This window comes from Caulobacter sp. CCNWLW153 (assembly GCF_036889365.1).
GTDB classification, from domain to species: domain Bacteria; phylum Pseudomonadota; class Alphaproteobacteria; order Caulobacterales; family Caulobacteraceae; genus Caulobacter; species Caulobacter radicis.
Genome location: NZ_JBAKFV010000003.1, coordinates 256,028 through 275,360, shown reverse-complemented (window position 1 = coordinate 275,360; position 19,333 = coordinate 256,028). Strand labels below are relative to the sequence as shown.

Here is a 19,333-nt window from a genome sequence, read left to right as displayed (position 1 = left end):
CCCTCCCCTTACCGTAGCTTCAGCGTGGCGAGACCGACGAACGACAGCATCATGGCGACGATCCAGAAACGGACGACGACGGTGCTCTCGGCCCAGCCCAGCTTTTCGAAATGGTGATGGATCGGCGCCATCAGGAAGATGCGCTTGCCGGTCTTCTTGAAGTAGGCGACCTGGATCATCACCGAGAGCGCCTCGGCCACGAACAGGCCGCCGACGATGCCCAGAACCAGCTCGTGCTTGGCGCAGACGGCGATCGAGCCCAGCGCGCCGCCCAGGGCCAGCGAACCGGTGTCGCCCATGAAGATCTTGGCCGGCGGCGCGTTGTACCAGAGGAAGCCCATGCCGCCGCCAATGATGGCGCCGCACAGCACCGCCAGCTCGCCGACGCTCGGCACGAAGTGCAGGTTCAGGTAGTCGGCGAACTTGTAGTTGCCGACGAGGTAGGCGATCAGGCCGAAGGTCGAGGCGGCGAACATCACCGGCACGATGGCCAGGCCGTCGAGGCCGTCGGTCAGGTTCACGGCGTTGGAGAAGCCGGCGATCGTGATCGCGGCGAAGGCCACGTAGAACCAGCCAAGATTGATCACCAGGTTCTTGAGAATCGGGAAGACCAGCGAGGTCTCCAGGCCCGGCGTCATCTGCGACTTCGGGGCGAAGACGATCAGGGCGATGGCCGCCAGGATCGAGACGATGAACTGGGCGACCAGCTTCTGGCCGCTGGAGAGGCCGGCGGTCGTCTGCTTGGTGACCTTGGCGTAGTCGTCCATGAAGCCCAGCACGCCGAAGGCCGCGGTGATGCCCAGCACCACCCAGACGTGGACGTTGCGCAGGTCGGCGAACAGCAGCGAGCCGACGAACAGGCCGGCCAGGATCATGAAGCCGCCCATGGTGGGCGTGCCGGATTTCTCGAGAACGTGGCGCTCGATGCCGTCGGTGCGGATCGGCTGGCCCTTGCCCTGCTTGGCCTTCATCCAGCGGATGAAGCGCGAGCCCATGGCCACGGCCACGATGTAGGCCGTCAGCATCGACATGCCGGTGCGAAAGGTCAGGTACTTGAGCAGGTTCAGGACCGGCACGTGCTCATGCCCGCCGCGCGAGAGCCATTCATAGAGGAAATACAGCATCAGACTTGTTCCCGCCGGCCGAGCGCGGACAGGGCGGCGGCGATAGCGCCGGCCCGTGACCCGTTCGACCCCTTCACCATCACCACGTCGCCCGGCTGCATGGCCGAGGCGATCTGCTGCGCCAACGCGGGCGCGGCGTCCGCATAGCCGCCCCGGCGCTCCTGCGGAAGCGCGTTCCACAGCGACATCATTAACGGCCCGGCGCAGAACACCAGATCGATGCCGGCCTGGGCGATCGGGCCCGCAAGTTCGGCATGGAAGCGCGGGCTGTCGGGGCCCAGCTCCAGCATGTCGGTCAGGGCCACGATCCGGCGGCCGGCGACCTTGCGCGCGCCCAGGGTGGCCAGGGCCGCCTGCATCGACACCGGATTGGCGTTGTAGCTCTCGTCGACCAGGGTGAAGGCGCCGCCGTCGATGGCCACCGTCTGCTCGGCCCCGCGGCCCTCGATCGGCGCGAACTCGGCCAGGGCCGCCAGGGCCGTAGCGCGGTCGACGCCCAGGGCTTCCAGCATCAAGAGCACGCACAGGCTGTTGGGGCCCCAGTGCACGCCGGTCTGGCGGATCGGGAACGACAGCGGCTGGCCGTCCAGCTCGGCGACGACGGTCGCGCCGGCGCCTTCGACCACGAAGTCGACGAGACGGGCGCTGGCGCCGTCACGGCCGAAGCTGCGCACGGTCGCGCCGGCCTTCTCGGCCTCTTCTCGCAGCAGGTTGAACCATTGATTGTCGGCGTTCAGCACGGCGACGCCGCCCGGTTCCAGGCCGTCGAAGATCTCGGCCTTCGCGCGAGCCACGCCGATCTCGCCGTCTGCGAAGTTCTCCAGGTGCACCGGGCCGACCGTGGTGATCGCCACCGCGTGCGGGCGGATGAACTTCGACAGCGGGGTGATCTCGTCCGCATGGTTCATGCCGACCTCGAACACCGCCCGCTGCGTGTCGCGCGGCATGCGGGCCAGGGTCAGGGGCACGCCCAGGTGGTTGTTGTACGACTTGACCGAGGCGTGGGCCTTGCCGGCGCGGCGCAGGCCGGCCTCGACGGCGCGGGTGACGCTGGTCTTGCCGACCGAGCCGGTGACGGCGCCGCGACGGGCCTGTGGCGCGCGTTCGCGGGCGGCGACGCCCAGGGCTTCCAGGGCCTTGAAGGTGTCGGGCACGACGACGGCGGGCGTCGGGACGGCTTGCGAGACCAGCGCGCCGGCCGCGCCCTTTTCGGTCGTCTGGGCGACGAACTCATGGCCGTCTCGCACGCCGGCCAGGGCGATGAACAGGTCGCCCGGCTCGACCGTGCGGCTGTCGATCGAGACGCCGGTAGCGGAAAAATCGCCGGCGACCTGACCGCCGGTCGCGGCGGCGATCTCTTCGGCGGTCCAGAGCACGTCAGCCATTGACGGCCTCCAGCGCGCTCAGGGTCTCGGCCACGTCGTCGAAGGGATGGTTGACGCCGGCGACCATCTGGCCCTGCTCGTGGCCCTTGCCGGCCACGACCAGCACGTCGCCGTCTTCCAGCAGGGCGACGCCGGCGCGGATGGCCTCGCGGCGGTCGCCGATCTCGCGCGCGCCGGGGGCGGCGGCCAGGATGGCGGCGCGGATGCTGGCGGGATCTTCCGAACGCGGGTTGTCGTCGGTGACGATGGCGACGTCGGCCAGGCGGGCGGCGATCTCGCCCATCTGCGGACGCTTCGTCCGATCCCGGTCGCCGCCGGCGCCGAACACGGCCACCAGCTTGCCCCGGACGTGCGGACGCAGCGCCTTCAGCACCGTCTCCAGGCCGTCGGGGGTGTGGGCGTAGTCGACATAGGCCTCGCCCTTGCCGGTTCCCTTGCCGACGCGTTGCAGCCGGCCGGCCGCGCCTTCCAGCTTTTCCAGGGCGGCGAGCACGGCGTCGAGATCCTCGCCGGTGGCCAGAACGAGACCCGCGGCGACCAGCACGTTGGAGGCCTGGAAGTCGCCGGCCAGCGGCAGCCTCACCTCGAACTGACGGTCCTGGGCGGCGATCTTCAGGAGCTGGCCCCAGGGGGTCGGCTCACGCGAGATCAGCTTCAGGCCCTGGCCCTGCTCGCCCACCGACAGGATGGTCTCGCCCGAGGTCACGGCGGCGGCGGCGAAGGCCGGGAAGGCGTCGCTGTCGGCGTTCAGCACGGCGGTCGCGCCGCGCGGCAGCAGGGCCTCGAACAGCCGCAGCTTGGCCGCCCGATAGCAGCCCATGGTGCCGTGATAGTCCAGGTGGTCCTGGGTGAAGTTGGTGAAGCCGGCGGCGCGGATCTTCAGGCCGTCCAGGCGACGCTGGTCGATGCCGTGCGACGAGGCTTCGACGGCCAGGTGGGTGACGCCCATGGCCGCGAGCCTGGCGGCCATCTCGGCGACGTCGGCGGCGTCGGGCGTGGTCAGGCCCGGCGGGGTCAGTTGCTCGTCCGGAACGCCCGGGGCGCTGACGACGACGCCCAGCGTGCCCATGCTGGCGGCCTTCTTGCCCAGCAGGGCCAGGATCTGGCGGGCGAAGCCGGCCACCGAGGTCTTGCCGTTGGTGCCGGTGACCGCGATCACCGTGGCCGGCTGCTGCGCCCAGAACTCGGCGGCGGCCAGGGCGTAGGCGCGGCGGATGTCGGCGGCGTGCGCGGTCGGCACCGAGAGATCGGTCACGTCGTCGGGGGCCAGGATGGCGGCCGCGCCCGAGGCGACGGCGCCGGGGATGAAGCTGCGGCCGTCGACCTTGCTGCCCGGCAGGGCGGCGAACAGGAAGCCTTCACGCACCTTGCGGCTGTCGGCGGTGACGCCGGCGATGGCCGGGTCAGCGTCGAACGGACGGTGCAGGATCTGTGAAAGCGTCTTGGTCAAAGTCCCGCCCCTGGCGTGGTGGCTTTCGGCTGGGCGCCGGCGATGATGAGTTCGTTCCGGCGCTGGACGCCGAGGAACGGAGCGATGCGGTCGATGACGCGGCCGGCGGCCGGCGTGGCCACCCAGCCGCCCGTCGAGAAGCCGAAGGTCTTGGCCGTGCCGTGCGGCTCGTCCATCAGGATCAGGACGAAATAACGGTCGGCCTCCAGCGGCCCCTCGGTGGGGAACACCGCGGCGAAGGACGAGACCTGGCGCTGGTGGTTGTAGCCGCGGATCGTGGGATCGTACTTCTCGCCGGTGCCGGTCTTGCCGCCGACCGACAGGCCCTTGACGTCGGCGGTCTTGCCGCTGCCGCCGGTGACGTTGGCGCGCATGATCTGCAGCATCTGCTGGGAGGTCTCTTCCGACAGCACGCGCGGGCCTTCCGGACGCACGCCGGGCGGCAGCTTGCGGATGGTCAGCGGCGGCATGGTGCCGCCGTTCAGCAGCGGACCGAAGGCGCGGGCCAGCGCCAGCGGGCTGACGTTCATGCCGTGGCCGAACGAGGTGGAGGCCACCGCGTCGGTGTCCCACTTCTTCGGGGTCAGCGGACGGGCGGACTCGCGCAGCTCCACCTTGGCCGGCTTGGTCAGGCCCAGATTGCCGTAATACTGGCTCAGGCGCTGGGCGCCGACGCCCTCGGCCAGGCGCGCGGTGCCGATGTTGGACGAGTGCTGGAACACCTCGACCAGGGTCAGGATCTTCCGCGAGGCGTGGTAGTCGTGGATCGTGCGGTAACCCAGCTTGTAGGGCTCGCGCGCGTCGAAGGTCGAGCTGGGCGTGGCCACGCCCGTATCCAGGCCGATGGCGACGGTGAAGGCCTTGAAGGTCGAGCCCATCTCGTAGACCGAGGCGGCCGCCCGGTTCAGCTTGGCGTCGTCGCTGGCCTTGCCCGGATCGTTGGGATCGAAGTCCGGATAGCTGGCCAGGCCCAGGATCTCGCCGGTGTGGACGTTGGTGACGATGCCGACCGCGCCCTTGGGGCCAAATTCGAGGGCGGCCTTGCGCAGCTCGTCCTCGAGGGCGGCCTGGACGCGCAGGTCGATCGACAGGGCGATCGGGGCCGCGCCCTCGCCCTTGGCGGCGGCCGCGTGGATGTCGTCGTTCAGCGCGCCCTCGGCGCCGGCCAGGCCCTTGCCGCCGCCGTCGACGAAGCCGACGAAGTGCGCGGCCGAGACGCCCAGCGGATAGACGCGGCGGGCCTGTTCCTCGAACTCCACGCCCGGCAGGCCGAGGTTGAAGATGGCGTCCTTCTGGGCCGGGTCGAGACCGCCCAGCAGGAAGGTGCGGCGATCGCCGAAGATGGCCTTGTCCAGGCGCTTGGCCGGCACCTGCGGCAGGGCCTTGCCCAGGGCGGCGCGGGTGGCCTTGGCGTCCCACACTTCCTTGGGGTCGATGTAGAGCGCGTAGTGGGTCAGGTCGACGGCCAGCAGCTTGCCTTCACGGTCGACGAGATCGCCGCGCGCGCCTTCCATGGCCGCCAGGAAGCCGCCGTTCTTGCCGGCGCTGGAGAACACCGCCGCCCAGGTGGCGCCGACGGCCAGCACCATGAAGGCGCAGGCGAACAGGGCCAGGACGAAGAAGATGCGGATGCTGGTGTCGTCTTCGGGCTTGGCCGCGGCGCGCGAGCGCTCGAAGGCGTGCTCCAGGCGCCAGACGCGCTCGATCAGCCAGCGCCAGGCCGGACCGCCGCCGTGGGGAACGAGGTTGGCCAGGCTCATCGCGGAGCCTCCTCGGCGCCGGCGCTGACCCCGTCGGGCGCATCGGCGGCGGCCAGGGCCGGGTCGGCCTTGGCGGCGACCGGCGGGGCGAGCGGCTTCGAAGCCGGGATCGGCTTGCGGGCGACGTCGATCAGCGCGTCCTCGCTGGTCTCGCGGTCGGGCGCGATCGGGGCCAGCTGGGCGGCCTGGGCCAGGGATTCGATCCGGCGCGGCTGCTCCAGGTGGGCGACCTCCGCCTTCAGCAGGCGCACCTTGATCCGCTCTTCCTCGATCTGGCGCTCGACCGAGGCGATCTCGGCGCGCTCGCGGCCGGCGAAGGCCTTCGCCATGTAGACGCCCAGCACCAGGGTCAACAGCACGCCGACGCCGACGATGTCGACGACGCGAAAGCCGCGCACGCGGCGATGGAAGACCTCCGAGATCCTCATGCCGAGGCCTCCCAGACGGGGGCCTCGGTGCGGACGGCGGCGCGCAGCTTGGATGAGCGGGCGCGCGGATTGACGGCCAGCTCCTCCTCGCCCGGCGCGATGGCCTTGGTCGAGATCAGCTTGAAGCTGGGGGGAGCCCCCTGGGCGGTCGGCGGCGCGTGGCGCGAGCCGCCCGGCGTGCGGCCGGCGCGTTCGGCCAGGAAATTCTTGACGATGCGGTCTTCCAGCGAGTGGAAGGTGACCACGGCCAGGCGGCCGCCCGGCTTCAGCACGGCCTCGGCGGCGGCGAGACCCGCCTCCAGCTCGCCCAGCTCGTCGTTGACGGCGATGCGCAGCCCCTGGAACGAGCGGGTGGCCGGGTGGACCTTGGCGCCCTTGCGGCCGCCCAGCGCGCGCTCGATCACGGCCGCTAGGTCGAGCGTGCGGGTGAACGGCTCTTCGGCGCGGCGCTTGACGATGAAGCTGGCCACGCGGCGCGAGGCATGCTCCTCGCCGTAGACATAGAGGATGCGGGCAAGCTCGACCTGGTCGAGCGTGTTGACCAGATCGGCCGCCGTGGGGCCGTCGTCGCCCATGCGCATGTCCAGCGGACCGTCGCGCATGAAGGAGAAGCCGCGCTCGGCTTCGTCGAGCTGCATGGAAGACACGCCAAGATCCAGGGTTACGCCGTCCACCGACGCAGGCCCAAAATAGGCGGTGATTTGCGAGAAACGGTCCTGAATCAGCCGAAAGCGACCATCCGTCGCGGGAAGGTCGGACGTGAAGCGCTGCACCGTCGGATCGCGGTCGAAGGCCGTCACCGAGGCGCCGCTTCCCAGGATCGCGCGGGTGTAGCCGCCGGCGCCGAAGGTGCCGTCGAGGATCATGTCGCCCGGCTTGGCGTCGAGCGCGGCGACGACTTCGCTCAGCAGGACCGAGATGTGCGGGGCGGCGCTCATGCGGCGCCTCCCAGGCGAGCGGCGCGCTGCTGGGCGCGCAGGGCGGCCAGGCCGTCGCGGGCCAGTTCGCGCTGGGTCGCGCGGTGGGCCTGGAAGGCGTCGCGCGACCAGATCTGGAAGCGCTCGCCCAGGCCAACGATGGTGACCTCGTCGGTCAGGCCGAACATGTCGCACAGCACGTCGGGCAGGGTGATGCGGCCGGCGGTGTCGAACGACAGGCGAGCCATGCCGCCCAGGACGCTGGTCTCCAGCGCCGAACGCACCGGATCGCCGAAGGGCAGCTCGTCGATCACCGCCTGGTAGCGGTCGAACAGGGCCTTGCCGCCGGCCTCCAGGCAGTCGGCCTCGATCGAGGGAAAACAGAAGATGCCGTCGAAGGGGCCCGAGACGGCGGCGCGGAACTCCTGCGGCACCACGAGGCGCCGCTTGCTGTCCAGCTGCTTCTCGAACGTCGAGAGGAACACCCCGCCAACCCTTGCCCAAACCACGGTCGCCCCAGCACGAGTCCGACCGGCCCGAATGGGTTAACATGGGATGAAGTGGGAAACAATGACACCAGGGGCCATTTCACCAGGAATTCAAAGGCGCTAGCGGTAATATCGCACCGTTCAAAAAGGTTAATTTGGGAACATACAGACAACTGAATTTCTATCCACAGACTCGCGCACAGACGCATCCCATCGCGGCCCATTTCGACGGGCCTTGGGGCGCTTGGGGTTGCGGAAAATGTGATGGACCAGACGGCCTGTAAGCCGGGTTCTGTGCCGCCCCTGTGAAGGGACGCGACGATCATTCCTCTTGGCCGCCCATTGCTGGACGACTCTCGCGACCAACCCGGATCCTCTCGGCCAGTGACGACCTAGCCGGCGAACCGGCGCGGGATCCCTATTCGGTCTTGCTCCAGGCGGGGCTTGCCATGCCGTCCCTGTCGCCAGGTCCGCGGTGGGCTCTTACCCCACCCTTTCACCCTTCCCGCCCCGTAGGGAGGAGGTTTGCTTTCTGTGGCGCTTTCCCTGGGATTGCTCCCGGTGGGCGTTACCCACCGCCTTGTCACCGTGGAGCCCGGACTTTCCTCGACTCCCTTACGGGATACCGCGATCGCCCGGCCATCTGGTCCGCGCGCTGTTTGCGGCGCCAAGGCGACGAGGTCAATCAGGGATCGCTTCCCCAACCTCCCGTCATTCCCGCCCTCGGGGCGGGAGTGACGGGATAAATGGGATGGCCCGAGCCTACCCCTCGCCCCGCATCCAGGCGGCCACCGGGTGATCGCCCAGCGCTTCGATCACGCCCGCGCGTTCGGCGTCGCGCTTGTTCTGGCCGAGCTTGAACGTGCCTTCGAGGCGCTCGACATGCAGGCGGGCGCCGACGACGCCGCGCAGCAGGGCGTCGAACCTGGCGGGCGTCATCTTGTCCCGCGTCCAGGCGGGCTTGGGCGCGAGGCGCGCTTCTTCCTGGGCCGACAGGTCGTCGAGCAGCTGGATCGTTTCGGCTTCGGACAGCGGCGTCACGAAGCCCTCGACCTCGACGCCGACGTAGTTCCAGGTCGGGACCTGGTCGTCGGTCCCGTACCAGTCGGGACTGACATAGGCGTGCGGACCGCTCGCCAGGGCGACGGCGGCGAAGCCCGTCACCACCGCCCCGGCCACGGCGTTCATCCGCGACAGGTGGAAGTCGAGGAAAAGGCCGTCGTCGCCGAGGTCGCGCACCACGACCGGCGCCTGGGCCACGAAGGGCCGGCCGCCAACGCTGGCGCACAGCGTCACGAACGAATGCTCGGCGAGGAAGGCGAGCAGCCGCGCGCGGTCCTCGACGTGGAAAGCCCCGGCCGGGTGCATCAGGCGCCGGCCGCCGCCCGCAGCAAGCCCACCAGGCGCGCGCGGGTTTCGCCGTCGGCGACGCCGTCGAAGCGGCTTTGCAGCCAGTGGCGCTGGAAGGCGGCGACCACGGTCTCGGTCCACTCGTCGTACTGGCCCGAGGGGGCGCAGTCGAAGCCCAGGCGGGTCAGGCCGGCCTGCAACGCGAAGACGCCGGTCCCCTCCTCGCCCCGGCCCAGCGGCGCGCCGGGCGAAGACGGCGGCTCGACCCACAGGCCGTGGCCGCTTTCCGCCAGGCGCTTCCAGGGGAACAGCTCGCCCGGATCGATCTTGCGGGCCGGCGCCACGTCGGAATGGCCGATGATGCGGTCGTCGTCGATGGTCCAGCGCGAGCGGATGTCGGCCAGGAGGTTGATCACCGAGGCGATCTGGGCGTCGGGAAAGGCGCGATAGCCGAACTCGTGGCCCGGATTGACGATCTCGATGCCGATCGAGGACGAGTTGATGTCGCGCACGCCCTTCCAGAAGGCCGCGCCGGCGTGCCAGGCCCGCCGCTCCTCGGCCACCAGGCGGAACACCCGGCCATCCTCCTCGACCAGGTAGTGGGCGCTGACCTTGGCCTCGGGATCACGCAGGCGCTCTAGAGCCGCCTCGCCGCTCTCCATGCCGGTGTAGTGCAGCACGACGGTGTCGGGCACGGCCTTGCGGGCGTCGAAGTTGGGCGATGGGGCCTCGACGATGGTCATTGCGAGCGGTCCTTGAGAAACATCAACAGCGGCGTCACCTGGTTGCGGCGCAGGGCCACGATCAGCACGCCGGCCAGGGCCAGGGCCGCGCCCAGGCCCATGCGCAGGTCGAAATGGTCATGGGTGATGGCCACGCCAAGACCGATGGTCATCAGCGGCGTCATCAGGGTGAGCGGAGCGATCAGGTTGGCCTCGTAGCGCTGGATCAGGCCGTAATAGCCGGTGTGGGCGATCACCGACACCACCAGCGCCGAATAGGCCACCGCCGCCACGAAGGGCCAGCCGGCCTCGAAAGCCTTGTCGCTGGCGCCGGGCTCCAGGGCGAAACTGGCCGCCGCCAGCAGCCACACCGAGGTGAAGCCCACCCAGGCCTGCAACTGCAAGGGCTTCACGCGCTGGATCTGCTTCATCATCACCGCGCCCAGCGAACCGGCCAGGGCCGAGGCCACCACCAGCCACAGGCCGACCGACAGCGAAAAGCCGTGCGGGTTCCAGATCACGATCAGCGCGCCGGCCAGGGTCAGGGCTATGCCGACGCCGCGCCGCCAGTGGATCTTCTCGCCCAGCATCAGCACCGACAGCAGGGTGGTGAAGGGCACGCCCGCCTGCACCACCACCGCCGCGGCCGAGGGCGAGGCGGTCTTGAAGCCCATGAACAGCAGCGCAAAGCCCCCCGCCCCCATCAGCACGCCGACCACCAGCATCCGCCAGGTCGGCCGGGGCGCGGGCAGCAGCCACGGCAGGGTCACCGCCGCGACCAACGCGAAACGCACCGCCGCGTAGAACAGCGGCGGCACGCCCCAGTGGGCGACCACGATCTTGGAGACGATGTTGTTGCTGGCCCAGATCAGGCAGATCAGCACCAACAGGCCGAAGTCGCGTAGGGACATGGCCCTCCGCATACGCGGGCACGAGGACCATGCGCAATGAAAACCGACGCCATCGCACGCGCCGCAATTGACGTCGGGTCCAAACGGTCGTTTGCTGGTGAACATCGTTCACTTAAAACAGGATCCGGGCTCACCGGACCACGGGGACGGAGACGGCCATGAGCACGGAATATTTCGACGTCCTGATCGTCGGGGCGGGCCTGTCGGGCGTCGGCGCGGCCCATCACCTGACGCGGCGCTGCCCGGGCAAGACCTACGCCATTCTCGAGGCGCGCGACGCCATCGGCGGCACCTGGGACCTGTTCCGCTATCCGGGCATCCGCTCCGACAGCGACATGTACACCCTGGGCTACGCCTTCAAGCCATGGCGGCAGGCGAAAGCCATCGCCGACGGCCCGTCGATCCTGAACTACGTGCGCGAGACCGCGACCGAGGCCGGCGTCGACGAGCACATCCGCTTCCGCCACAAGGTGCGCCGCGCCGAGTGGAGCAGCGAGACCGCCAGCTGGACCGTTCGGGCCGAGCGGGTCGACACCGGAGAGACGGTCGAGATCGCCTGCGGCTTCCTCTACATGTGCGCCGGCTACTACGCCTATGACGCCGGCTACACCCCCGACTTCGAGGGGACCGAGCGCTTCAAGGGGACCATCGTCCACCCGCAGCACTGGCCCGAAAACTTCGACTACGCCGGCAAGAAGGTCGTGGTGATCGGCAGCGGCGCGACGGCGGTGACCATCGTGCCGGAGATGGCCAGGACCGCCGCCCACGTCACCATGCTGCAGCGCTCGCCGACCTACGTGGTCTCGCGCCCGGCGGAAGACGGCCTAGCCAACTGGATGCGCAGCCGTCTCCCGGCCATGACCGCCTACGGGATCACGCGCTGGAAGAACGTGCTGATCACCATGCTGTTCTTCAACCTGGCCCGGAAGAAGCCGGAGAAGACCAAGGAACGATTGATAAGCCTGGTGCGCGACCAGCTGCCCAAGGACTACGACGTCGAGACCCATTTCACGCCGCGCTACAATCCCTGGGACCAGCGGCTGTGCCTCGTGCCGGACGCCGACCTCTTCGACTCGATCCGGAACGGCTCGGCCTCGGTGGTCACCGACCACATCGACAGCTTCACCGAGGACGGCCTTGAGCTGAAATCGGGCAAGACGCTGGAGGCAGACATCGTCGTCACCGCCACCGGCCTGCGGATGCAGCTCCTGAGCGGCATGGAGGTGGTGGTCGACGGCCGCTCCGTCGATCTGGCCAAGGGTTTCAGCTACAAGGGCATGATGTTCAGCGACGTGCCGAACCTGGCCTCGGCCTTCGGCTACACCAACGCCTCGTGGACGCTGAAGGCCGACCTGACCAGCGAATATGTCTGCCGGCTGCTCAACCACATGGACAAGGCGGGCATGGACATCTGCGTCCCCCACCTGGACCAGCCGGACATGGCCGCCACGCCCTGGCTCGACTTCTCGTCGGGCTACGTGCAGCGGGCCATGGACAAGTTCCCCAAGCAGGGAACCAAGGCGCCCTGGAAGGTGCACCAGAACTACGCGCTGGACCTGGCGGCCCTGCGCCTGGGCAAGCTCGACGACGGCGTCATGCGGTTCTGGCGCAAGCGGGCCAAGGCGGCGGCCTGAGAGCCGCCGCCCCGCGCGTCAGTTGATGGCGATCGTCTGACCCGAGGTGACCTCCATGAAGCCCATCGTCGAGGAGAGGCCGATGCTGGCGGAGAAGAAACCCGAGCTCGGATAGCCCGGATAGTTCGACCAGTAGACGTCCAGGGTCTGCTTGCCGGTCGGATAGGCGGGACCGAATAGCATCTCGAAATTGTCGATGTGCAGCACCTGCGGTCCGACCCGCACGGTCCACGGCAAGCCCGTGAAGCTCCGCTGCTCGCAGCCGGCGCCGCCCGTGACGGCGGCGCTGGTGACGGTGGCCGAGGCGCCGCCCGCCGGTACGTCGAAGGTCATGGTGAAGTTGCAGGACGGCCAGGCTTCGAAGTTCATCACGCCGGCGACCGTGAAGGTGGTCGGATTGGGCGTGATCACCTGGGCTTGGGCGCCGCTGGCGACGAACGCTCCCGCCATCAGGACGAGCGCGAGAAAACGCGAGATCCAGGACATCATTGCCTCCCCAGCAATTGGTTTGTTTTCGCACAACCACCGGTACAATTTACAGCAATGTAAATCAATGTGACGAATGACGGACGGGTCATGGAACCCAAGGTCCAGCTTGCCGTTCCTGATCGGCGTTCATCAGCCTATGATGGGCGCGAAGCAGTGGAGCGGGGTGTCATGCGGGCGGTTCTGACGAAGATTGCGATCCTGGGCGCGGCGGCGTCCCTGGCCACGGGCTGCGCCACGGCCCAGCCGGCCTATCCCGCCAAGCCGGCCCAGTCGACCACGGCCAGCAAGCCGCCTCCGCCCCCCGCCAAGGACTCGGACGGCGACGGCCGGCCTGACGGCTGGCGCGAGAAGTCCATGGAGATCGGCACGCAGCCGGCCCGCGACGTCGGCCTGTCGAAGAAGAAGATCCCGCCGGTGCTGGAAGAGGCTCTGGCCGATCCCTACAGCCTCAAGGGCCTGAAGACCTGCGCCAAGCTCGTGGCCGAGATCCAGCGCCTGAACGACGTGCTGGGCCCCGACTACCAGACCGGCAACGAATACACGGAAAACCGCACCGGCAAGCTGGCCGAGGCCGGCGGCAAGGCGATCGTCAACTCGATCATCCCGTTCCGCAGCCTGGTGCGCGAGATCTCGGGGGCGGCCCCGGCCGACCGCCACCTGGAGGCCCTGGGCGACGCCGGCCTGGCTCGTCGCGGCTTCCTGCGCGGCGTGCACCAGAAGCAGGGCTGCAAGCAGCGGTTCTAGGCCAGAAGACCCTCCCCTTGCGGGAGAGGGTGGTCCGCGCAGCGGGTCGGGTGAGGGGTCAAAAGCCCTGTCCGCCGCGACGATCGAACGACTAGGCGAGACTTCCGGGTTCTGAGAGACCCCTCATCCGTCGACTTCGTCGCCACCTTCTCCCGCAAGGGGAGAAGGATTTTCTACGTCAGCCGGTACCCCTTGGCCTCGATCACCGGCGGCAGGTTCTCGCGTCCCAGCGAGAACAGCAGGTCGCGCTCGATCGTGCGGACCATCGCGTCCAGCGGCAGGTCGTTGTCCTCCAGGCCGAACGGGTCCTCCAACTGATCGCCCAGGGCGTCGAGGCCGAAGAAGGTGTAGCCGATCAAAAGCACCAGGGCCGGCGTCCACCAGCCCAGCGCGTGGGCCAGGGCGAACGGCAGCAGCAGGCAGAAGACGTGCGCCGTGCGGTGCAGCATCAGCGAATAGGAGAAGGGCGACGGCGTGGCCTTGATCCGCTCGCACGCGGCCTGGACGTGGCTGAGCTCGGTCAGCCGGGCCTCCAGCACCGACAGGTGGATCGCGGTCACGGCGCCCTGCCCTTCCAGCCGGGCGCAGTCGGCGCCGACGGCAGCCAGCACCGCGTCGGTCGGGTTGGGCGCGGCCGCCAGGTTCGGAACCTCGCGCCAGCGCGTGATCGCCGCCCGCTCGTCCTGGCCCCGCAGGCGCGCCGCCAGTCCGCAGGCGAAGCCCGCCAGGCCCAGCAGCAGCGGCTCGCGCGCCTCGGGTGACAGCCCTTGCGTCTGCCGCGCGAAGCTGCGCGCGGCGATGATCAGGCCGCCCCAGAGCTTTCGCGCCTCCCACCAGCGGTCGTAGCAGGCGTTGTTTCGAAAGCTCATGAAGATCGACAGGGACAGGCCGATCAGCGTGAAGGGCAAGGCGCTCAGCCGCTCCAGCGCCGCCGGATAGCGCTGGGCCGTCAGCACCGCGCCGAGCGACACCAGCAACAGCACCGCCAGCCGTCCGGCGATGCTGGGCAGGATCGAGCCGCGCAGGGCGAAGGCGATTTCGAAAAGGCCGGCGCGACGCCCAACGATCATGATCCCGCTCCGTCTGACGGCGTCCGTTCGCAGGACCGCCGGCCAAACCGCCGAACGCCTCGCCCCGCCACCCTCTCTTCTCCCGTCATTCCCGCCCTTGTGGCGGGAACCTCTGGTTCCGCTCGCAATTGCGAGGCCAGCGGCGTGCCCGGCACGCCGCCCCTCCCACCCTTGCGGTTGACAGAGGGGTTCCCGCCACAAGGGCGGGAATGACGGGAAGACTGGAAGACGGCGCCCAATCCTCAGCCCTTGCGCCGCACGAACCGCAGAGCCGTGTGTGTCTTGGAGAAGGCGCAGACCTTGGTGTCGGAGAGGCCGACCCCGCGCGCGGCGGCCAGCACGTCGACATCCTTCAGCGGCGCGGTCTTGCCCTTCTGCGAGACGACCCAGATGGCGCCCTTCTCGGCCAGCGCCCCTTGCAGGTCCTCCAGCCGGTCCAGCTGCCCCAGGTCGTCGGCGGCCAGGAACAGCAGGTCCACGCCCTCGAAGTCCTCGCCGGCGCCGACCTGCGCCTCGACGCGGGTCGAGAGCTCTTCGAGGAAGTCCTCGTCGTCGACGCCGTCGACCACCACGCTCATGCCCGGCTTGACGCCCAGCTTGTCCAGCCGCGTGGGCGGATTGAGGATGGCGTGCACCCACTTGTCGGCCTGGCCGGGATCGAGGGTGAAGCGCGTGCCGTCGGACAGGACGATGTCGTTGCCCTCGGCGCGGATATCCCGCAGGGCATGACCCTGGTAGATGCCGCGCACGGCCCCGCGGAAGATCAGCTTGGGCGGCTCCCACAGGAGCTTGCCGTCGCTTTCGCCGTCGCTGAGCTGGCCCCAGGCGCGCGCTTCCTTGCCCATGCCTCAGGCGCCCCGGAACGTGGGCTGGCGCTTTTCGAGAATGGCGTCGACGCCTTCCATGTGATCCTCGGTGTGGTGGGCGATGGCCTGAGCGGCGGCGCTCATCTCCATCAGGGTGTCATAGCTCGCCGTCTGGCCGTGCTTGAGCAGACTCTTGGCCATGCGCAAGGCGTGAGGCGGCTGCTGGGCGATCCGTTCGGCCAGCGCCAGGGCCTCGCCCATCAGGTCGGCCGCGGGCACGGCGCGGCTGATCAGGCCCCACTCGGCCGCCTTGGCCGCGTCGATGACGTCGCCGGTGAACAGCAGTTCGGCCGCGCGGCTCATGCCCACGGTGCGCGGCATCAGCCAGGCGCCGCCGTCGCCGGGGATCAGGCCGAGCTTGAGGAAGGTCACCCCGAACTTCGCCGTATCGGCGGCGATGCGGATGTCGGTCATGCAGGCCACGTCGCAGCCCAGGCCGATCGCCGCGCCGTTCACGGCCGCGATCGACGGGACCTCCAGGCCGTAGATGGCCCGCACGATGCGGTGGATGTTCTTGCGGTAGCCGTCGCGCACGGCCACGCCGTTGCCGCCGAAAGCGCCCTCGCGGGCCTTCATCGCCTTGACGTCGCCGCCCGCCGAGAAGGCCTTGCCGGCCCCGGTCAGGATCACGCAGCGGATATCCTGGTCGTCGTTGATCGCCTCGCAGGCGGCCGCCACCTGGTCGCCGTCGCCGGGCGCGCCCAGGGCGTTCATCGCCTCGGGGCGATTGAGGGTGAGGATGGCGACATGGCCGCGTTTCTCGGTGAGGACCAGCGGTTGGGTCATGGGCGGGGCGCTCCTGTTCGTCTTGTTTTTCCCACTGCATAAAGGCTTTCGGCCAGGGAGGGAAACAGCCCCTCGGCGCTCTCGCGGGGCGGGCGGCGCCATCACGGCGGCGTGACCGTCCGTGCGTGCAGCAACACATTTCTGATGGCCAACACGGAAAATCGATTGGCGAGGACTGAAAGTTCGGGTTGTAGTCTTGTAAGGGACGACAGCGGATTGGCGTTAAGTGCAGTGAAACGGTCCCAAGGCCACGCGCTCATCATCGAGGACGAGATCCTCATCGCGCTCGAGGTCGAGGCCCTCCTGGCCGCTCAGGGCTATTCAAGCTTCGACATCGCCGACAGTCCGCAGGAAGCGCTGATCTGCGCCCTGGCCCGCGCGCCCGACCTGATCACCGCCGACTTCCGCATCATCGGCGGCACGGGGCTGGAGGCGGTCGAGGCCATCGAGGCCAAGTTGGGACGCATCCCGACGGTGTTCGTCACCGGCAACGCCAACCAGCTGGCCGACGCCCGCCGCACCATCGTCGACAAGCCGATCTCGCCGCGCCGCCTGGCCGAGGCCTGCCAGCAGGCCCTGGACCGCCGGGCCTGACAGGCGCCGCACGCCCCTGCTAGGCTCCCGGCGAACGGGAGACGACGCATGGCGATCATCGACACCCTCGAAGCGCTGGAAGCGATCTACAGCCCGACGCCGGTCGCGGCCTCCACCGCCAAGGTCAGCGATCGGCTGACCCCCGACTATCGCCGGCTGGTCGAGGCCTCGCCCTTCCTGGCCCTGGCCACGGTCGGTCCCGAAGGCCTGGATTGCAGCCCGCGCGGCGACGCCCACGGCCTGGTCGCCATCGCCGACGACCGCACGCTGATCCTGCCAGACCGGCGTGGCAACAACCGCATCGACAGCCTGCGCAACATCGTCCGCGACCCGCGCGTGGCGCTGCTGTTCCTGATCCCTGGCTCGGGAACCACCTTCCGGGTCAACGGCCGCGCGGTGATCAGCGTCGATGCGGACCTGCTGGCGGGGCTGGCGGTCGACGGCAAGGTGCCGCGCACGGCGCTGATCGTCACCATCGAGGAGTGCTATTTCCAATGCGCCCGGGCGGTGATGCGGGCCGGGCTGTGGAATGCCGAGGCCCACGTCGATCCCAAGAGCCTGCCCAGCGCCGGGGCGATGCTGGCCTCCATCACCGACGGCGAGGTCGGCGGACCGATCTATGACGAGACCTGGCCCGCGCGGGCGGCCGCGTCGATGTGGTGATCCACCGGATGCTCCCCCTGAAGGGGGAGCTGTCGCGGAGCGACTGAGGGGGAAGTGGTTACAGGCCCTCTGACCTCATCAGGCGCCTCCCCCTCCGGTCACTCGGACCACCTCCCCCTTCAGGGGGAGGATTGCGCGTGCAAAATGGATTGTCACCGGTGTCATGGTTCGTGCTAGCCATGGCGCAAGCTCGTCAGAAGCGCCGGAGGAAGACCCCATGGATCGTCGCAGCCTGCTGCTGGCCTTCGGCGCGGCCGCCGCCGCCAGCGCCCTGCCCGCCCAAGCCGCCAAGCCCACCGGCCCTGCCCGCTCGCCGATCGTGACCACCGCCGCCGGCAAGGTGCGCGGCGCGACCACCGCCGACGGCGTCCATGTGTTCAAGGGCCTGCGCTATGGGGCCGACACCGGCGGCGAAGGTCGCTTCGCCCCGCCCCGCAAGCCCCAGGCCTGGACCGGCGTCGCCGACGCCCTGGCCTATGGCGCGGCCTCGATGCAGACCGGCAGGGGCGAGGAAGGCGAGACGCTGTCGGAAGACTGCCTGTTCCTCAACGTCTGGACGCCCGCGAAAGCCGGCAAGTCCGGCCTGGCCGATGGCGGCAAGCGGCCGGTGATGTTCTACATCCACGGCGGCGCCTACAACGGCGGGTCGGGGGGCAGCCCCTGGTACGACGGGACCCGCCTGGCCAAGCGCGGCGACGTGGTGGTGGTGACGGTGAACCACCGCCTGAACGCCTTCGGCTATCTCTATCTCGCCCGCCTGTTCGACGACCCCAGCGTCGCCGACAGCGGCAATGTCGGCCAGATGGACCTCGTCCTGGCCCTGCAATGGGTGCGCGACAACATCGAGGCCTTCGGCGGCGATCCCGACCGGGTCATGCTGTTTGGCCAGTCGGGCGGCGGCGCCAAGATCGCCACCCTGCTGGCCATGCCCAGCGCCAAGGGCCTCTTCCACCGCACCGCCACCATGAGCGGCCAGCAGGTCACCGCCGGCGGGCCATTCAACGCCACCAAGCGCGCCAAGCTGTTCCTCGACAAGCTGGGGATCAGCAACCTGGCGGCCCTGCGCGCCCTACCCGCCGACCAGCTGCTGAACGGGCTGAAGGCGATCGATCCCGTGGCCGGATCGGGCGGGGTCTATATGGGCCCGGTGCTGGACGAGCGATCGCTGACCCGCCACCCGTTCTTCCCCGACGCCTCGCCCCTGGGCCTGGACGTGCCGCTGATCTGCGGCAACACCCACGACGAGACGCGCGGCTTCGTCGGCTCCGATCCCAAGGTGTTCGACATGACCTGGGACCAGGTGGTCGAGAAGCTGCCCGGCCAGTTCAACGCCCGCATCGACATCGACCCGGCCACGGTGGTGGCGGCCTATCGCAGGCTGTACCCGCACTATTCGCCGTCGGACGTCTATTTCGCCGCCTCGACGGCCGGGCGCTCGTGGAAGGCGGCGATCCTGCAGGCCGAGGCCCGCGCCCCGACCCGCGCGCCCGCATGGGTCTACCAGCTGGACTGGAAGTCGCCCAAGGACGGCGGGATCTGGGGCGCGCCGCACACGCTGGACATCTGCCTCGTCTTCGGCACGCTGGACGCCAAGGGCGCGATCGTGGGGACCGACGCCCGCAGCCAGGCGATGTCCGACACCATGATGGACGCCTTCGTCGCCTTCGCCCGCACCGGCGATCCCAACTGCGCGGCCGTTCCCAGGTGGGAGCCCTACACCCTGCCCCGCCGCCAGACCCTGGTGTTCGACGAAACCACCCGCATGCAGGACGATCCGCGCGGGGCCGAGCGGGAGCTGTTCAACAAGGTGCCGTTCACGCAGTTCGGGACGTAGGGTGAGGCCGCACAACAAGTAACCTCTCCCATAGGGAGAGGGAGGGGCCCATGCGCAACATGGGAGGGTGAGGGGTTACACCCTCACCGCATCGCCCTGGATCGCGCCGGCACGCCGG

Annotated in this window: 19 protein-coding genes and 1 other RNA gene; 5 read left to right on the top strand and 15 right to left on the bottom strand. The window is 69.4% G+C overall.

Features of this window, described 5'->3' with window-relative positions; translation table 11 throughout:
* Positions 1–8: 8 nt before the first annotated feature.
* The 11 genes from mraY to V6S85_RS06875 form a co-directional block, all read right to left on the bottom strand.
* Complete coding sequence (gene mraY, locus V6S85_RS06925) at positions 9–1,124, bottom strand: phospho-N-acetylmuramoyl-pentapeptide-transferase (RefSeq protein WP_116568022.1); 1,116 nt, start codon at positions 1,122–1,124, stop codon at positions 9–11.
* Positions 1,124–2,509 (bottom strand): UDP-N-acetylmuramoyl-tripeptide--D-alanyl-D-alanine ligase, encoded by a 1,386-nt coding sequence (locus tag V6S85_RS06920; RefSeq protein WP_334348476.1) that lies wholly within the window; start codon positions 2,507–2,509, stop codon positions 1,124–1,126. The genes mraY and V6S85_RS06920 overlap by 1 nt, the downstream gene beginning before the upstream one ends.
* Entirely contained in the window at positions 2,502–3,959 is a 1,458-nt protein-coding gene (locus V6S85_RS06915) for a UDP-N-acetylmuramoyl-L-alanyl-D-glutamate--2,6-diaminopimelate ligase (protein ID WP_116568027.1), read from the bottom strand. The genes V6S85_RS06920 and V6S85_RS06915 overlap by 8 nt, the downstream gene beginning before the upstream one ends.
* Positions 3,956–5,719 (bottom strand): peptidoglycan D,D-transpeptidase FtsI family protein, encoded by a 1,764-nt coding sequence (locus V6S85_RS06910; protein WP_116490538.1) that lies wholly within the window; start codon positions 5,717–5,719, stop codon positions 3,956–3,958. The genes V6S85_RS06915 and V6S85_RS06910 overlap by 4 nt, the downstream gene beginning before the upstream one ends.
* A complete protein-coding gene (gene ftsL / locus V6S85_RS06905; protein WP_116568029.1) occupies positions 5,716–6,147 on the bottom strand; it encodes a cell division protein FtsL in 432 nt (143 codons plus the stop codon). Before ftsL ends, V6S85_RS06910 begins: the two co-directional genes overlap by 4 nt.
* On the bottom strand, positions 6,144–7,085 hold the full coding sequence (gene rsmH, locus V6S85_RS06900) for a 16S rRNA (cytosine(1402)-N(4))-methyltransferase RsmH (protein ID WP_116568031.1): 942 nt from the start codon (positions 7,083–7,085) through the stop codon (positions 6,144–6,146). The genes ftsL and rsmH overlap by 4 nt, the downstream gene beginning before the upstream one ends.
* The gene (locus tag V6S85_RS06895; protein WP_116568033.1) at positions 7,082–7,549 is read right to left on the bottom strand and encodes a division/cell wall cluster transcriptional repressor MraZ; all 468 of its coding nucleotides are present in this window, start codon (positions 7,547–7,549) and stop codon (positions 7,082–7,084) included. The genes rsmH and V6S85_RS06895 overlap by 4 nt, the downstream gene beginning before the upstream one ends.
* A gap of 268 nt (positions 7,550–7,817) precedes the next feature.
* An RNA gene (gene rnpB / locus V6S85_RS06890) (RNase P RNA component class A) lies at positions 7,818–8,199 on the bottom strand.
* A 115-nt stretch (positions 8,200–8,314) separates the two neighbouring features.
* The gene (locus tag V6S85_RS06885; protein ID WP_334348475.1) at positions 8,315–8,920 is read right to left on the bottom strand and encodes an FMN-binding negative transcriptional regulator; all 606 of its coding nucleotides are present in this window, start codon (positions 8,918–8,920) and stop codon (positions 8,315–8,317) included.
* Positions 8,920–9,645: an N-acetylmuramoyl-L-alanine amidase gene (locus tag V6S85_RS06880; RefSeq protein ID WP_334348474.1), complete on the bottom strand. Its 726-nt coding sequence runs from the start codon at positions 9,643–9,645 to the stop codon at positions 8,920–8,922. Before V6S85_RS06880 ends, V6S85_RS06885 begins: the two co-directional genes overlap by 1 nt.
* A complete protein-coding gene (locus tag V6S85_RS06875) occupies positions 9,642–10,535 on the bottom strand; it encodes a DMT family transporter (protein WP_334348473.1) in 894 nt (297 codons plus the stop codon). Before V6S85_RS06875 ends, V6S85_RS06880 begins: the two co-directional genes overlap by 4 nt.
* Positions 10,536–10,693: 158 nt before the next feature.
* Between V6S85_RS06875 and V6S85_RS06870 the strand changes: the two genes are divergently transcribed.
* Positions 10,694–12,169 (top strand): flavin-containing monooxygenase, encoded by a 1,476-nt coding sequence (locus V6S85_RS06870; protein ID WP_334348472.1) that lies wholly within the window; start codon positions 10,694–10,696, stop codon positions 12,167–12,169.
* An 18-nt stretch (positions 12,170–12,187) separates the two neighbouring features.
* Here V6S85_RS06870 and V6S85_RS06865 read toward each other — a convergent pair whose 3' ends face one another.
* Positions 12,188–12,655, bottom strand: a complete 468-nt coding sequence (locus V6S85_RS06865; protein ID WP_334348471.1) for a hypothetical protein — start codon at positions 12,653–12,655, stop codon at positions 12,188–12,190.
* A gap of 171 nt (positions 12,656–12,826) precedes the next feature.
* Here V6S85_RS06865 and V6S85_RS06860 point away from each other — a divergent pair, with 171 nt between their 5' ends.
* Complete coding sequence (locus V6S85_RS06860; protein ID WP_334348470.1) at positions 12,827–13,402, top strand: hypothetical protein; 576 nt, start codon at positions 12,827–12,829, stop codon at positions 13,400–13,402.
* Positions 13,403–13,575: 173 nt separating this feature from the next.
* Here the strand turns inward: V6S85_RS06860 and V6S85_RS06855 are convergent, their stop codons facing one another.
* The 3 genes from V6S85_RS06855 to V6S85_RS06845 all read right to left on the bottom strand — a co-directional run bounded on the left by V6S85_RS06855 (position 13,576) and on the right by V6S85_RS06845 (position 16,124).
* Positions 13,576–14,472, bottom strand: a complete 897-nt coding sequence (locus tag V6S85_RS06855; RefSeq protein ID WP_334348469.1) for a bestrophin family protein — start codon at positions 14,470–14,472, stop codon at positions 13,576–13,578.
* Positions 14,473–14,714: 242 nt separating this feature from the next.
* Positions 14,715–15,317 carry a DUF3052 family protein gene (locus tag V6S85_RS06850; RefSeq protein ID WP_116568048.1) on the bottom strand — a complete coding sequence of 201 codons (603 nt, stop codon included), beginning with the start codon at positions 15,315–15,317 and terminating at the stop codon, positions 14,715–14,717.
* A 3-nt stretch (positions 15,318–15,320) separates the two neighbouring features.
* Positions 15,321–16,124, bottom strand: coding sequence for a crotonase/enoyl-CoA hydratase family protein (locus V6S85_RS06845; protein WP_116568050.1), 804 nt, complete (start codon positions 16,122–16,124; stop codon positions 15,321–15,323).
* A 231-nt stretch (positions 16,125–16,355) separates the two neighbouring features.
* On the opposite strand from V6S85_RS06845, the gene V6S85_RS06840 reads away from it, so the two are divergent.
* From V6S85_RS06840 to V6S85_RS06830, 3 genes are all read left to right on the top strand, one after another.
* Entirely contained in the window at positions 16,356–16,718 is a 363-nt protein-coding gene (locus tag V6S85_RS06840) for a response regulator (protein ID WP_243410559.1), read from the top strand.
* Between the two features lie 48 nt (positions 16,719–16,766).
* Positions 16,767–17,381 carry a pyridoxamine 5'-phosphate oxidase family protein gene (locus V6S85_RS06835; protein ID WP_334348468.1) on the top strand — a complete coding sequence of 205 codons (615 nt, stop codon included), beginning with the start codon at positions 16,767–16,769 and terminating at the stop codon, positions 17,379–17,381.
* 217 nt (positions 17,382–17,598) lie between these two features.
* A complete protein-coding gene (locus tag V6S85_RS06830; RefSeq protein ID WP_334348467.1) occupies positions 17,599–19,215 on the top strand; it encodes a carboxylesterase/lipase family protein in 1,617 nt (538 codons plus the stop codon).
* The last annotated feature ends 118 nt before the right edge of the window (positions 19,216–19,333 follow it).